General features: G+C 57.4%; 9 protein-coding genes. 5 read left to right on the top strand and 4 right to left on the bottom strand.

Annotated elements, in window-relative coordinates; translation table 11 throughout:
- Positions 1-26 precede the first annotated feature (26 nt).
- A complete protein-coding gene (locus AMR42_RS11480) occupies positions 27-557 on the bottom strand; it encodes a cob(I)yrinic acid a,c-diamide adenosyltransferase (RefSeq protein ID WP_099533594.1) in 531 nt (176 codons plus the stop codon).
- A gap of 138 nt (positions 558-695) precedes the next feature.
- Complete coding sequence (locus tag AMR42_RS11475) at positions 696-2,759, bottom strand: Calx-beta domain-containing protein (RefSeq protein WP_099533593.1); 2,064 nt, start codon at positions 2,757-2,759, stop codon at positions 696-698.
- A gap of 216 nt (positions 2,760-2,975) precedes the next feature.
- On the opposite strand from AMR42_RS11475, the gene ilvC reads away from it, so the two are divergent.
- The gene (gene ilvC / locus AMR42_RS11470; RefSeq protein ID WP_099533592.1) at positions 2,976-3,968 is read left to right on the top strand and encodes a ketol-acid reductoisomerase; all 993 of its coding nucleotides are present in this window, start codon (positions 2,976-2,978) and stop codon (positions 3,966-3,968) included.
- Positions 3,969-4,310: 342 nt separating this feature from the next.
- Here the strand turns inward: ilvC and AMR42_RS11465 are convergent, their stop codons facing one another.
- Together AMR42_RS11465 and AMR42_RS11460 are read right to left on the bottom strand one after the other, a co-directional pair.
- The gene (locus tag AMR42_RS11465) at positions 4,311-5,993 is read right to left on the bottom strand and encodes an NAD(P)H-quinone oxidoreductase subunit 4 (protein WP_099533614.1); all 1,683 of its coding nucleotides are present in this window, start codon (positions 5,991-5,993) and stop codon (positions 4,311-4,313) included.
- A gap of 468 nt (positions 5,994-6,461) precedes the next feature.
- Positions 6,462-9,434 carry a cation-translocating P-type ATPase gene (locus tag AMR42_RS11460; RefSeq protein WP_099533591.1) on the bottom strand — a complete coding sequence of 991 codons (2,973 nt, stop codon included), beginning with the start codon at positions 9,432-9,434 and terminating at the stop codon, positions 6,462-6,464.
- A gap of 233 nt (positions 9,435-9,667) precedes the next feature.
- On the opposite strand from AMR42_RS11460, the gene AMR42_RS11455 reads away from it, so the two are divergent.
- The 4 genes from AMR42_RS11455 to AMR42_RS11440 all read left to right on the top strand — a co-directional run bounded on the left by AMR42_RS11455 (position 9,668) and on the right by AMR42_RS11440 (position 15,869).
- Positions 9,668-10,807 carry a hypothetical protein gene (locus AMR42_RS11455; RefSeq protein ID WP_099533613.1) on the top strand — a complete coding sequence of 380 codons (1,140 nt, stop codon included), beginning with the start codon at positions 9,668-9,670 and terminating at the stop codon, positions 10,805-10,807.
- 122 nt (positions 10,808-10,929) lie between these two features.
- Positions 10,930-12,036, top strand: a complete 1,107-nt coding sequence (locus tag AMR42_RS21185; RefSeq protein WP_234406958.1) for a CIA30 family protein — start codon at positions 10,930-10,932, stop codon at positions 12,034-12,036.
- Positions 12,037-12,115: 79 nt separating this feature from the next.
- Positions 12,116-15,118 carry an ATP-dependent Clp protease ATP-binding subunit gene (locus AMR42_RS11445; RefSeq protein ID WP_099533590.1) on the top strand — a complete coding sequence of 1,001 codons (3,003 nt, stop codon included), beginning with the start codon at positions 12,116-12,118 and terminating at the stop codon, positions 15,116-15,118.
- Positions 15,119-15,260: 142 nt separating this feature from the next.
- Positions 15,261-15,869, top strand: a complete 609-nt coding sequence (locus tag AMR42_RS11440; protein WP_099533589.1) for an L-threonylcarbamoyladenylate synthase — start codon at positions 15,261-15,263, stop codon at positions 15,867-15,869.
- The last annotated feature ends 72 nt before the right edge of the window (positions 15,870-15,941 follow it).

Raw genomic sequence — 15,941 nt, 5'->3', positions numbered from 1 at the left:
CAGCCCACACAAGCCAGAGTTAACGATCAAGAACGACGACTGCGACGCACTTCGGTGATTTGGTCAGCCGCATCCAACAGCGATTGGGGTACGTCGGGCCCAGTCAAAATCACGTCCAGGTGTTGCGGGCAGCGATCGAGCAAATCCAGCACTTCCTTGCAGTCGATCGCCCCCAGCCGAATTGCCAAGCTTAATTCATCCAACACGATTAGCTCGTATTGTCCCGATTGCACCCGATCGACCACCTGTTGCCAAAGATCACGAATGGCGGCGATTTCTTCCGGCGTGGGCTGGGTTTCATCCAAATTGCGCGAGAGGTCACAACGCAGCCAATCCAGCCGTTGCACCAAGGAGATCGGATGGTCGCTGCCCTGACGAATACCGCCCTTGAGGAATTGGGCCACTAACACCGACTGTCCCTGGCCGGCCACGCGCAGGGCCTGGGCCATTACATCTGTCAGAAACGTTCGCCGGGGCGCGGTAAACACCTGCACCAAACCATGAGCGAGGGAGTTGGACGATCGCGATAGGGTGGAAACCTCAAGTTGCGAGACCATAGCTGATGGGACACCCACAATATCTAGCGTGAAACAGAAAACCTTTTTCAGTCAAACACTAGATATGCGACCCGTCAATGTTGAAGCAAATCAAAATTTTTGCTGTTCAGCAGGCTACGAATTGCCGTGACGAGCAGCCTAGCCGATCGCGATGTCGTCCAAAATCAGCTTGTCTGCTTGGCTGCCGAAGGTGACCGATCGGGCAATGCCACTGAAGTTCACCACGAAGGGATCGCGGGTCAGGGCATAGGCTCCCACGGGTAAGTTGCTGTCGGCGGTCAGGGGCAGATCGATGATGGCCAAAATGTTTCCGGTGCCGTTGGGCCCATCGTAGAGCGTCACTTCGTGGAGGCCATCCCCATCGGGATCCCGGCGCGGATCAAGGGCAAAGGGGGCCGCATAACGGAAACTAAGTCGATCGCGAAACCCGTTGGCCACGGTCATCACAATCGATCGCCCTTCTCCGTAGGTCATCACTTGGGCGGCAGTTCCGGCATTCAGCAGCGGATCGGTGAAGTTGCCGCTGCCACCCGCGTTGTAATCCAAAATTCCTAGGGCATTGCTGGAAAATTGAACGCCCGTAATCGGATCCGTGCCGATCGGCTGGAGATCGCGCACTTGCCCAAAGTTGACCTGGGCCGTGAATCGATCGTTATCGGCAATCTCCAACACGGCTGTATTTTGCCGCCCCAGCAAGGCCCCGCCCGTCGGGTTGACCAGGGCCAAATTCACCACTTCGGTGGTTTCCAACAGGGCATCATCCCCGATCGAGAATTGAATGGTTTTGGGCGTGGTGTCCCCGTCGGCAAAGCTCACCAGCGTACTGGCAGGAATGCCAAAATCAGCACCGGGAACCGCCGTGCCGCTGGTGGTGGAAATGAGGGCGGTGACGGGGCCGCTGCTGCCGTTGCTGCGGGTGACCGTCACCGAGGCGATCGCCTGGCCTTCCACCACGCTAAAAACCGGCTGGCTGAAGGATAAAGTTCCGGCGGGGCCGTCGTTGTCGATGATTTCCAAGCGGGCGGCGGGGCGTTCTCCGGTGCTGGCTCCGTTGGTCAGGTTCACCAGCCGCAAAATGGCGCTGCGGGTTCCGTCCTCCACAAAGTTGTCAATCAGCGGAACCCGGACAAATTGGGTGGTGCTGTCTCCGTCGGCAAACCGCACCACGGTGGGTTCCGGTGCGCCCAGGTCGCGGAAGACGATCGCGCTGTCATTGACAATATCGATCGTGGCGGTAATTTCGCCGTTGGTGCCTCCCGTGCGCGTGATGGCGATCAGGGCGGAACCATCGCTTTCTTCAACGCTGTAGACGGAGCCGCTGAAATCTAATCGTCCCGGCGAAGCCGCTGAAGGCTGGTCATTGTCCTCAATCAAGAGGGTCGCCTGCGTGCGATCGCCCAGTTTGCTGCCCCCGGTTGGATCCGTCAAGGTGAGGCGCAGGGTTTCCGTTCCCTCCACCAGTAGGTCATCCACCAACGGCAACACCACCGAGACCGATCGCTCATCGGCCCCAAACTCCGCCACGATCGGCCCATCCAAGCGCAAATCTTGGCCCAAGATCGCCGTGCCATTGCTCACACCCACCGTGACCGTTTTGGTGGTGATTGGCGATTTCAGAAAGGGAAAACTGCGCTCAATGCGAATACTGGTGAACGGTGTGCCATCTTCCCGAATCTGAAAAGTGCTGTCGCTAAATTGCAGCACCTCCGCTTCCACGAATCGATCGCGCCCCAAGTCTGCCAACCGCACATTGGCCACCCGGGCCAGCAGATTGGTCGTGCCCTTCAGAAAAATCAGCACTTCGCCGGGGCTGTCGGTGGTGCTGGTGGCGATGGTGTCATTGGCGCGATCGCTAACCCGCACAATCTCCAAATCCTCGAACCGCAGCCCCGGAGCCAGCCCAATTCGATCGCTCGTTGGATCAAAATCCTCAATCCGTTGCAGGGCCGTTGCTGTGCCGGTTCCAGCCTCAATCACAAAAATATCGCTGCCCGCCCCACCTCGCAGGCGATTGTCCCCCTCGTTGCCGCCCAGAATGTCGGCTCCAGCACCGCCGATCAGGGTGTCGTTGCCCAGGCCGCCGTAGAGGATGTCATCGCCACTGGTTCCGGTTAGGGAATCATTGCCCCCCTGCCCCAAAACCGCCTGGGCTTCCGTCAAATTCAGCCGATCATCCCCATCGGTCAGCACTAGCAACGCCATACCCAAACCTCTTTCAACGTTCCCTATAAATCGCTTGACGACCAATCCCCGATCGCGTTCCCCAAGGGCAACCTGAACCAAATCAACGGTTCCCGTACCGTTTGACGTTTGGCCCACAGGCAACCTGAGCCGGGCCAACGGTTCCCGTGCCGTTTTGCGCTAGGATCGAACACTTGCAATGCCCCTTGCACGGCCCACGTCCGAAGGAGAAATCAAATGGCTCGGTTGTACTACGACAACGACGCAAACCTAGACCTGCTGAACGGCAAAACCGTCGCGATCGTCGGCTATGGCTCCCAAGGCCATGCCCACGCCCTTAACCTCAAAGATAGCGGCGTAAACGTCATTGTCGGCCTTTACGAAGGCAGCAAATCCACCGCCAAAGCGCGGGAAGCCGGTCTAGAAGTCGTGTCCGTGGCCGAAGCCGCCAAGCGTGCCGACTTCATCATGATTCTGCTGCCCGATGAAGTGCAAAAGACCGTTTACAGCAACGAAATTCTGCCGAACCTGAGCGCGGGCAAATTGTTGGCCTTCGCCCACGGCTTCAACATTCACTTTGGCCAAGTGGTTCCCCCCGCCGATGTGGACGTGGTGATGGTGGCTCCTAAGGGCCCCGGCCATCTGGTGCGCCGCACCTATGAGCAAGGCCAAGGCGTGCCTGCTCTGTTTGCGGTTTATCAAGACGCAACCGGCAAGGCCCGTGACCTGGCCATGGCCTACGCCAAGGGCATCGGCGGCACGCGCGGCGGCATCTTGGAAACCACCTTCCGCGAAGAAACGGAAACCGACCTGTTTGGTGAGCAAGCGGTGCTTTGCGGTGGCTTGAGCGCCCTGATCAAGGCAGGTTTTGAAACCCTGGTGGAAGCGGGTTATCAGCCCGAGTTGGCTTACTTCGAGTGCTTGCACGAAGTGAAACTGATTGTGGACTTGGTGGTGGAAGGCGGTTTGGCCAAGATGCGCGACAGCATCTCCAACACGGCGGAATACGGTGATTACGTGACGGGCCCCCGCATCATCACTGACGAAACCAAGGATGAAATGCGTCGGGTGCTGAAGGATATCCAAGACGGAACCTTCGCCCGCAATTTCGTGTTGGAAAATCAGTCCGGTAAGGCTGGCTTCACGGCCATGCGTCGTCGGGAAGCAGAACACCCGATCGAGGAAGTCGGCAAGGATCTGCGGGCCATGTTTAGCTGGATGCAGAAATAGGATTCCCAGGAAATTTCTAGGCAACTTCTAGGAATTCCTGAGGAATTTCCTAGGGTGTCTTTAGCAAATTAATCATGCCTGAATCCAGGCTTATGAGTCTGGATGCGGCTTGAAAAGATAGCTTGCAAGGGAGTCGATCGGCTCCCTTTTTTGATCTGTATTTTTTCGATCTGTAATTTTTTTGGGGCTGTATTTTTGCAGATCTGATAACTGAATCAGGGGCGATCGACCATCTTCTTGAGATAGCGATCACCCCCGATCGAAGTCTATTCAGTTAACTCAGTTAACCAATGAATTGACCGAGCGGCGAAACCGGGCATTTTCCAACCCGGTTCCACTGCCCTATTCCGCCAGCGTCGGAGCCTGAGCCACCTTCTGGGCGATCGACCGTTGGAACAGACCCTGGGCAAAGAACTCAGGATTGGCCTTCGCGATCGTGTAAGACTCCCGCACCTGCGAGTTCACGGCCACCGTCTTCACGTCATAGACCTTCGTGGCCAGTTGCGGATACACCCCGATCGCCACGATCGGAATCAGGAACGCCATCGAAATGGCCACCTCACGCTTCCGGGCATCCCGGAACACGGCCTGATCCGGCAACACGCAATCGGTACCGAAACAAACTGCGCCTTCCACATCCTGGTTTTGCAGGCCCGCATTGCCCACCTCGCAAGCCAGATCCGCACTCGTGCCGTAAAACACCTGACGCAGCATCGACAGCAGATAAATCGGCGTGAGAATCACGCCCACCGCGGCCAAGAACACCGTCACCGTGCAGAACGTGGAGCTATAGATATCGCTGCTGGTGAACCCAACAAACACCGCCAGCTCACTGGCAAAACCACTCATCCCCGGCAGTGCCAAGGAAGCCAGTGCCCCCGCCGTGAACAGCGCAAACACCTTCGGCATCAGTTGACCCATGCCGCGCATTTGATCCATCGCCAGGGTGTGGGTGCGGTCATAGGTCACACCCGCCAAGAAGAACAGCAGTGCTGCAATCAGACCATGGGACAGCATTTGCAGCATTGCGCCGCTGACTCCCAAGTCGGTGAACGAAGCGATGCCCAGCAACACAAAGCCCATGTGCGACACGGACGAATAGGCCAAGCGGCGCTTCATATTCGTTTGGGCAAAGGAAGCAAAAGCACCATAAATGATGTTCACCACCCCCAGAATGGCCAGTACCGGTGCGAAGTAGATGTGGGCATCGGACAGCAATTCCAGATTCAGGCGAATCAACCCATAGCCGCCCATTTTCAACAGCACACCCGCCAGAATCATGGACACGGGCGCAGAAGCTTCCCCGTGGGCATCCGGCAACCAAGTGTGCATGGGGAAAATGGCTAGCTTGACCCCAAATGCAATCAACAAACCCGCATAGAGCAACAGTTCCAAGCCCAAGGAATAGTTCTTGAGGGCCAAGTCTGCGATGTCAAAGGTGACGGGGCCGTCGCCGGACAGGGCCAAGGCCAAACCAGCAACCAAGATAAAGATCGAAGCGGCAGCGGTGTAAATCAGAAACTTGGTGGCGGCGTAGCGGCGCTTTTGACCGCCCCAAATGGAAACCAGTAGATACACCGGAACCAGTTCCAATTCCCACTGAATGAAGAGCAGCAGCAGGTCTTGGGCCACAAACACCCCGATTTGGGCTGCATAGAGCACCAACATCAGGAAATAGAACAACCGGGGCTTGCGATCGACCTGCCAGGAGGCCCACATGGCCAACGTGGTGACGAATCCAGCCAACAGAACAAGGGGCATCGAGATGCCGTCAACGGAGACGGCCCAGCTAAAGCCGATTTGCGGCAGCCAGGGATATTTTTCAACCAGTTGGAAGCTGGAGTTGCTGGAGTCGTAGTGCGTCCAGAACGTATAGACCATCAATAGAAAGTCCAATACGCCGACGCTGAGTGCGAACCAGCGGACGGTTTTGCCGTTGCGATCGGGGAGGAGGGGAATCAGGAAGGCCGCGATCAGCGGAAACAGAATGATCGCGGTCAGCCAGGGAAAATGATCCGCCATGATGGTGGTGAGCAAGAATACTTACTGCCTTATGGATGTTGCTATTCTACTGACTTCGTAAAGCGTTATTCATAAATCTTTTTTGCTGTAAGTAAAGAATTAAAAATGGGAATTTTGGGCAATTTTTGCCAGAAATCCTGCTATGGAGCCATTTGGGTGTTCAAGATTGCTGACGAGATCATGATCAAGAATGTCAGTGATTGGTCATGAATTGATAAAGAAATCTAAACTTTCAGTTCAGCAGACCTGAAGACTGGCGCGATCGCGTTACATTTAGCAATTTTTTGATCGCCGGCCGCTGTCTTCAGGGAGGCGATTCTGTTCGCGGCGATCGCGCTTTGGGCCTCGATCGCCACCAGCCATCAAAAAGCCATTAAAAACAAGCCATAAAAAAGGGGAGCGATCGCCCCCCCATCATGCTCATGCCAGTGATTTCAGTAATTTCACTGCTTGCGGCTGAATGCCGATCGCCTAGCGCTTGTTCCAGAACCAACGGAGGAACAGCTTTTCGCCCTCAATCCAAACCACAATCAGGGCGCTGAAGCCAAGACAAACCAGCAGCTCCGTGAAATCCAACGCCGAAGTGCCAAAGAAAGATTGCAGCGGCGGCAGGTAAACCAACGCCAGTTGCAACAGCGTGGTGAGCGTCACCGACCAGAGCACATAGGGATTGGAGAACATATTCATTTCCACAATCAGCTTTGTATCCGATCGCACGGCCAAAGCGTGGCCCATCTGGGCAATGCAAAGGCTCGTGAAGACCATGGTTTTCCAGCTTTCGGGGTGGTCAGTGCCTTGGGCATAGTTATAGGACCAAACCATGAGAACGATGGTGACCACCGCAAACACAATCCCGATCCGCACCATGTAGGCCCCCAATCCACGCGCGAAGATGCCTTCGTGGGGGGCATGGGGTGGCCGCTGCATCACGTCCGGGGAGGCGGGTTCCATTGCCAGAGCCAAGGCCGGCAACCCATCGGTGACCAAGTTCATCCACAGAATTTGCAGGGGCGTGAGGGGCACCAAATCGCCACCCACCTGGGAAATGGGGATGATCAGAGGAGCGCTGGCGATCGTCAGCACTTCACCGATGTTGGAGCCGAGGATGTATTTCACGAAGCGGCGGATGTTGTCATAAACAACGCGGCCTTCTTCGGTGGCGGCAACGATCGTGGCGAAGTTGTCATCCAGCAGCACCATGTCACTGGCTTCTTTGCTGGCATCGGTACCGGTGATGCCCATGGCGATGCCGATGTTGGCCTGTTTGAGGGCGGGCGCGTCGTTCACGCCGTCGCCGGTCATGGCGGCGATTTTGCCTTGGTGTTGCAGGGCTTTCACAATCCGCAGCTTGTGTTCTGGGGAAACGCGGGCATAGACAGAAACGCGGCCCACGGCTTCTTCCAGTTCCCCTTGGGTCATCCTTTCCAGTTCCGTGCCGGTCAAGACCCGATCGCCCTCGGCGGAAATGCCCAACTCTTGGGCGATCGCTTTGGCGGTCAGTTGGTGGTCACCGGTAATCATCATTGGGCGAATGCCAGCCATGCGACAGCGGGCCACGGCTTCATTCACTTCCGGGCGCGGCGCGTCCATCATGCCCACCAATCCGAGCCAAATTAGGTTCTGTTCGGGGTCGGTGGCGGAGCCGTTCGGTTCCGGTGAATGATTGTTGGCTTCGGGGGGCAGTTGATCCAAGGGTTTGTAGGCCAAGCCCAAGACCCGTAGCCCTTTGCTGGCCAGTTGGTTATTGCGCTCCAAAATGTCGGCTCGATCGGCTGAGGTCAGGGGACGGGCCTCAACACCGCTTTGGACGCGATCGCACCGTTCCAGCACCAATTCTGGCGATCCCTTGCTGGCCATCAAAACCTTGGCGGGGCCGGTGATGGCTGTCAACGACAGGGGCCCGGCCTGATCGGTGCGCACAAACACGCTCATCCGTTTGCGATCGGACGAAAACGGAATTTCAGCGGCACGGGGATAGCGCTTCGTCCACTCTTCTTGGCTCAGGTTGCCTTTGCCGGCCAGGGCCAACAGCCCTCCTTCGGTGGGGTCACCAATGATCATCCAAGGCGACTTGCCCCGATCGGTTACGGTTTTGTCGCACTGCAAAATGGCATCGTTACAGAGCACGCAGGCCGACAGCAGCAAGTATACGTCCGGCGCTTCCTGGGCCAAGGTTTCGGCGGCGATCGGCTCACCCACTGGGCCCGTCGCATCCACCGGTTGTAGAGAGCCGAAGGGTTCGTACCCTTGGCCCGTGACCCGCACGGAGCGATCGCACAGTTCTAGGGCCTGCACAATCATCTTGTTTTGGGTCAGCGTCCCGGTTTTGTCGGAACAAATGGTGGTGACCGAGCCAAGGGTTTCCACGGCCGGTAGCTTGCGAATCAGGGCATGGCGGCGCACCATCCGCTGCGTTCCCAAGGCCAACGTCACGGTAATTACGGCGGGCAATCCTTCCGGAACCACGGCCACCGCCATACTGAGGGACACTTCCAACAGCTTGCGGAAGTTTTCCCAGCCCAGGGCAAAGGTTCCACCCACCACCACCAGCACCACCAACACCATGGAGCCAGTGACCAGGGCCTTGCCCAACTGCTCCATCCGTTGTTGCAGGGGGGTTTCTTCCGCTTCCACGGACTGGATCATGGTGGCAATTTTGCCCAGTTCCGTCCGCATTCCGGTTTCCGTGACCAGCACCTTGCCGCGGCCCTGAATCACTTCCGTGCCTTGAAACACCAGGTTGAGGCGATCGCCCAGGGATGTTTCCGGATCCAGGGTCAAATTCACCTGCTTATCCACCGCATGGGCTTCCCCGGTCAAGGCGGCTTCTTGAATTTGCAGATTGGCCAGTTCCAAAATTCGGCCATCGGCGGCCACCTGGTTTCCGGCTTCAATCAACATCACATCGCCGGGAACCAGTTCCTTGGCATCCACTTCCAAGATTTGCTGATCTCGCTGCACCCGAACTCGGGGGGATGACAATTTTTTGAGGGCGGATAGGGCTTTTTCGGCCCGACTCTCCTGCAAATAGCCCAACGTGCCGTTCAAAATCACGATCACAAAGATGGCCAAGGCATCCTTGGGAAAGGGAAATTTGCCCTGTTGGAAGCCTTCCGCCAAGCTGAGGTTGGCCTGTTGGGTGCTTTGCCAACCTTCAAACAAATCCAGGCCGGCGGACACAAAGGCAACCCCGATCAGCATCAGCAACATGATGTCGCCAAACTGACCCAACAGAATTTCCCAAACGCTGCGGCCACCGCCGTCATCAAGTTCGTTGGGCCCGTATTGGGCCAGCCGATCGCGCACTTCGGCGGAACTGAGGCCGGTTTCGGGTCGGGCTTGCAACTGCTCGATCGCGGCTTGTGGATCCAGGGAATGCCAGGCCACGGGCTTGGCTGCCGCCGCGTTGGGGGTGGCCGTGCGGGCAGGAGAGTCAATAGTCATAGATCTGGAGGGGGTGGGTGACCAAACCCGATCGCTCTAGTGGGATGGTGGGCGATCGCGGGGTTTGGGATCAGAAAATTTGCAAATGGGCTTTGGTCGCGTTGGTCGCTAAAAATTGCGATCCCCTAAGGCGAGATGAGTCAGCGGGATCGGCTGGCACTATTATATAGTGCTATCAGGATCGCAATCGATCTTGATTGAAGTCCGTCACTGGTTTGGCTGAGGTTGTGAAAATGGTCATCCTTTCGCCCGTGGCGGCTGCGAATGCATTTCCCGATCGCCCCCCGCTGAATCCCTTTATTCCGCCCTATTTGGTGGGCCGCGTGAGCGATCGGGAGCAGTTGTGTCAAATTCTGCAAGCGGATGGCGACGTGCTGTTGGCCGGAGTGCCGGGCATTGGTCGGCGCACCCTTTTGACCTATGCGGCCGCCAGCTTGGGGGCCCAAGTCATGGAAATTGATTGCTTGCGGGCCGTGAGTCCGGAGCGATTGGTGGACTGCTTGGCCACGGGTATTTTGCAAGCCTGCCGCCAAGAACGGGAGCGCCAAACCCTGCAACGCTGGGCCGAAACCATGGGGGCCACCATCCGCTGGGGTCATCGACCGGAACTGTGGTTGCCGCCCACAGCCGATCAGTGGGCGAGTTTTCAATCTTTGCTGGCCTTGCCCCAACAGTTAGCCGATGGGCTGAACTATCGGGTGGTGATGGTTTTGGCCAACTTACCCCACCTTAGGTCATGGGATCGTGACGGGCGCTGGGAGCAATATTTGCGGGCCGAAATTCAGCGGCAAACCCGAGTGAGCTATGCCCTGATTGCGACAACGGCCGATGAGTGGGTCACCGATCACAATTTGGCAATTTTGTTGCTGCCTCCCCTGTCGGCGGCGGAGTTGGAACCCTGGTTGCGGGAACGGAGCGATCGGCTGGGGTTGCATTGGACTCCGGAGGCGATTCGACGGTTTGCCCTGAATGCGGGGGGCCATTTTGGCGAGTCGATCGCCCTGGCCCGGCGGATTTGGCTCGATGTGTTGGCGGGGCAACGGGGCCGATCGACGGCGACCCCGGTGGCGATTACGGCGGAGCAGGTCGATCGCGCGGCGATCGGGTTAGTGGAGGACTTGTCGGCCACGTTTGAATCCTTGCTGTTGTTGCTGCCCGATTCCCAAGTGCGGCTGCTGGAAAGTTTGGCGTTGGATCCGACCGATCGCCCCCATGCGCGGGAATATGTCCAAAAACACCGCCTTTCGCGGGGGGGCGGCCTGCAAGGGGCCCTGGCCAGCTTGCAACAAAAGGGCTTGGTTTACGGGCCCGATTTGGGATATCGGGTGGCTTTGCCGCTCATGGCCCTTTGGTTGCGCCATCGATTGGGCTAAATCACGGCCCATGGTTCCGCAAAGCATTGGTGGAAATCATTAGGATCAATACAGTTCACAGGATCAATCAGTCCACTGCATCGAGTCTTTTCCTAAATCGTTGATTCACCCCACGCAAACCAATGGCAACTTGGGCATTTGATCGATTCGTCAGCACCCTGCGCTATTTTGGGGTGTTTCCCGTGATTGGTGATTTTGGTTGGGTACAAAAACTGATGGGGACACAGGCCAAGGTGGATTGGATGGAACCGTCTTTAGCCCAGACTGCGCGCCCGATCGCCCTGGTGTGGGGGGCCTGTGGGGATGTGGGCCGGCGGGTGGTGCGCTTGCTCCTGCAACGGAACTATCAGGTTTGGGCCTTGGGAGTCGATCGGGCCCGGCTCCCGGCCGATCCCCAACTCCATTGGCTGACCCTTGAGCAATGGGCTGAAGCGCCGATCGAACAGGCGGCGGCAATTTTGATTTTTGGAGCGGCGGCCCCCGAAGCCTGGGTCGATCGCGCGGCTCAATCGACCCGAGCGCCCCAACGATCGCCGCAAATGGTTTGTGATTTTCGGCAACCCAGCCCCGAACTGGCCCAAGTTTGGGGGGCGATCGACGATGTGGTGATGGGCGGAGTCAGCAGCAGCGATCTGCGTCTGTTTAATGGGTATGGCCTGTTTGCGGGCAATGTTTCCACCGACAATTCCGGGGGGTTCGCCTCCATTCGCACCCGCAATTTTCAGGAGCCGATTAATCTGTCGGCCTTTGAGGGGTTGGAATTGCGCATTAAGGGCGATGGCCAACGCTACAAGCTCATTTTGCGTGCGGAATCCCGCTGGGACGGCATTGGCTACTGCGCCTCTTTTGATACGGTCTACAACATTTGGCAAACGGTGCGCATTCCTTTCCGAACCTTGCGGCCGGTGTTTCGGGCCCGTACCTTGACCGATGCTCCCGGGTTTGATGCCGGAGCCTTGCGGGCCGTGCAGTTGATGTTGAGCAAGTTTGAATATGACGGGGATTTGAACCCCAAATTCAAGGCCGGTGGGTTTTCCCTGGCGATCGAAACCATCACCGCCTATGGCCAAGCAACGCCCTCGCGCTGGATCCTCTGCGGTGCTGCGCCGGAGTTTGTGGACTATTGGCAAGGGAGCGGCCTCAACGGCCAGGTCTTGGCAACGCCTGAGTCGATCGACCCGGCCCAAGCGGAGCAGCTCGCCCAAACTTGTCTTCAGGCTGTTGATTAACCCCTAAAATAGCCAACGTCCTCGTAGGCACTCCCGATCGACTACGATCGGGCCATGCTCACTTTTCCTAGCGCCATCCATGCAGCCCACCGACCCCAATCAATTCACCGAAAAAGCCTGGGAAGCGATCGTTAATTCCCAAGAAGTGGCCCGCCGGATGCGCCAGCAGAACCTGGAGGTGGAGCATGTGATCTTGGCTCTGCTGGAGATTAACGACACGGCGGCGGTGGTGTTGGAGCGATCCCAACTGGATCCGGCTCAGGTGGCGCGGCAGTTGGAAAATTTTGGCCAGCGGCAACCCCGGGGCGGCGCGGGTGACCAGCTCTATCTGGGGCGGGGGTTAGATGCCCTGCTCGATCGGGCGGATGTGGCTCGGGAATCCTGGGGCGATCGGGAAATTGGCATTGATCACCTGCTGTTGGCCTTTGCCGATGACGATCGGGTGGGGCGCAAAATTCTGCGATCGCTACGGGTCGATCCTCAAGATGTGGAGGCGGCCATTCGAGAAATTCGCAGCGCCATCAAGGCCCAGGAGCGATCGACCGAAGCCACTGGCCCCGCCCGCGACAGCGTGAGCAAAGAAGAAGATCCCCTGGAAGCCCTGGAGCGCTTTGGGCGTGACCTGACCGAACAAGCCCGGGCCGGCAAATTAGATCCGGTGATTGGACGCGATGAGGAAATTCGCCGTGTGATTCAGGTGCTCTCACGCCGCAGCAAAAATAACCCGGTGTTGATTGGGGAGCCGGGCGTGGGCAAAACCGCCGTGGTGGAAGGCCTGGCCCAACGGATTGTGAATGGGGATGTGCCGGAATCCCTCAAAAATCGGCGGTTAATTGTGCTGGATATGGGCAGCCTGATCGCCGGAGCCAAATTTCGGGGGGAATTTGAGGAGCGACTGCGATCGGTCTTGCGGGCCGTGACCCACTCGGGCGGCTCCGTGGTGCTGTTCATCGATGAGCTGCACACCATCATCGGCACGGGATCGGGCCAAAGCAGCGCCATGGACGCGGGCAGCCTGCTGAAACCTATGTTGGCGCGGGGGGAATTGCGGTGCATTGGAGCCACCACCCTCGATGAATATCGCACCCATGTGGAAAAGGATCCGGCCCTGGAGCGGCGATTCCAACAGGTTTTGGTGGAAGAACCGACGATCGACGTGACGGTTTCGATCCTGCGTGGCCTGAAGGAGCGCTACGAAGTTCACCATGGGGTGAAGATTTCCGATGCGGCTTTGGTGGCGGCCACCCAACTGTCTAATCGCTATATTCCCGATCGATTCTTACCCGATAAGGCGATCGATGTGGTGGACGAAGCGGCCGCCAAATTAAAAATGGAAATCACCTCCAAGCCGGTGGAGCTGGAGACGATCGAACGGCGGCTGCGGCAATTGGAAATGGAGCGGTTGTCCTTGCAGGGCGAAACAGCCTCGCGCGATCGACTGCTGCGCATTGAAGCTGAAATTAGCACCCTTCAGAGTCAACAAACGGAGCTGGATCAACAGTGGCGGGGTGAAAAAGAATTGCTCGATGAAATTGGCAATTTGAAAGAGCAAGAAAGCACCCTGCAAAAACAAGTTGAACAAGCGGAACGGGACTATGATCTCAATTTGGCAGCCCAGCTTAAGTATGGCGACCTAGAGCGTATTCAAGAGGAACGAGCCGCCAAGGAATCCCAATTGTTGGCCATCCAAACGCAAATGGCCGTGCCCATGTTGCGAGAGCAGGTCACGGAAGCGGATATTGCGGAAGTGGTGGCGAAATGGACCGGCATTCCGGTTAATCGGTTGATGGAATCGGAGCGCCAAAAACTGCTGCAATTGGAGCGCTATTTACACGATCGCGTGATTGGCCAACAGGAGGCGATCACCGCCGTGGCCGCCGCCATTCGCCGGGCCCGCGCTGGCATGAAAGACCCGGGCCGCCCGATCGGTTCCTTCCTGTTTTTGGGACCCACGGGAGTCGGCAAAACGGAATTGGCCCGCGCCTTGGCGGAGCTGCTTTTTGATAGCGAAGATGCCATGATTCGGATTGATATGTCCGAATATATGGAGAAGCAAAATGTGTTGCGGTTGGTAGGTGCGCCGCCGGGATATGTGGGCTATGAAGCGGGTGGCCAGCTCACCGATGCGGTGCGGCGGCATCCCTATTCCGTGATTTTGTTTGATGAAGTGGAAAAGGCGCACCCGGATATTTTTAATATCTTGCTGCAAGTGCTGGATGATGGGCGCTTAACGGATGGTCAAGGGCGTGTGGCGGATTTCCGGAACACCATTTTGATCATGACCAGTAATCTGGGCAGCGAGCATATTTTGAAATCTAGCCTGGAAGAGGAAGGCTATGACGAAATGCGTGATCGGGTGTTGAAGGCTTTGCGATCGCACTTCCGCCCCGAGTTTTTGAATCGGGTGGATGAAACGATTATTTTTGAAGCCCTCTCGAAGGGGAATTTGCGCCAAATCGTGTCCATTCAAATGAAGCGAATTGAGCGATTGTTGGCCGATCAAAAAATTGCGATCGCCCTGTCTGAATCAGCTAAAACCTACATTGCCGATGTGGGTTACGACCCGGTGTATGGGGCCCGCCCCCTGAAGCGAGCCATCCAAAAGGAATTGGAAAACCCGATCGCCGATCAAATTCTGGCCGGCGCATTCACCGAAGGCGACACGATCGAGGTGGAAGCGATCGAGGTGAATGGTCAAACCAACTTGGTGTTTCGACGGGCCAGCGATCGGCCCACGGCGCATCCCGACGAAGCGACCGATTCGGAGCCAAACCCACCGCAGCCGCCAACTCTCCCCGAGGTGCTCAATCCCCCGGCGATCGACCCGCTCGATCAAGAGCCGCTCGATCGAGATGAAGCGGGCGATCGGGATAACTTTGCCGTTACGGTAGCCGATCGGGACTTGGATGCCCTGGTGGATGTGGAAAAGGACGTGACCACCGACCCCCCGATCATTCCCACGGTGGTTGATTTGCCGGCCCTAGACTCCCTCGACGCAGAACAGCCGCCCCTGATTCCCACGAGCAAGATGTCTGAACCGGTTTTTTCCACCCGGTTCTATGACGAAGATGATGAGGTTTAGGGGTTGATGCAGTGGCTAGGTTGCCCCCGGTTGCGCCAAGCGCCCGCAGTTCTCGCACCCTAATTTTTCCTAATCTCTCCCAATTTCTTGTCATTTCTCGCCGATTTGGCCAACTGTTGCGATCGCACCAGGAGTTCTCAGCGTGCCCCAAGTCACCCTCTCAGCCCTAATCACCGGCTTGCGGACAGGAACCGCCCTCGCCAGTTTCCCTACGGATACGGTTCCGGCCCTGGCGGCTCGGCCCGATCGGGCCCCGGCGGTCTATGCCACCAAGCAGCGTGATTTCCAAAAGCCTCTGATTTTGATGGGGGCCCAGCCAGCGGATTTGTGGCCCTATGTGGACGATCGGGCTGGCGATCTGGGCCAATGGCAGGCAATCGCCCAAGACTATTGGCCAGGAGCCTTAACAATTGTGTTGCCTGCCCAGAGCGATCGCCTGCCGCCCATGAACGATATCTTGGGCCCCACACGCTCGATCGGGCTGCGAGTTCCCGCCTGTGAAGTAGCCAAGGCGATTTTGGCGCAAACGGGGCCGCTACTCACCACCAGTGTGAATCGATCGGGGCAGCCTCCCCTACGGATGATCGCAGACATTAACCGAGAATTTCCCGAACTGTTGACCCTCAGCCCCGATGAAGTGGCCGCCATGGGCGATTCGGAAGTGGGTTCCGGCGAACCATCCACCGTGGTGCGCTGGGGGCCGACGGGCTGGGAAGTATTGCGCCAAGGGGCCATCCAATTTCTTGGCTAAGATTCTGGATCGCATTAACTATCCATTGGGGCGAAACGATTCATGGGGGCGATCGATGAGCCATGTATTCGA

Source organism: Limnothrix sp. PR1529 (assembly GCF_002742025.1).
GTDB lineage: Bacteria > Cyanobacteriota > Cyanobacteriia > CACIAM-69d > CACIAM-69d > CACIAM-69d.
The sequence above is the reverse complement of the archived record's forward strand: the minus strand, read 5'-3'. Positions and strand labels throughout refer to the sequence as shown.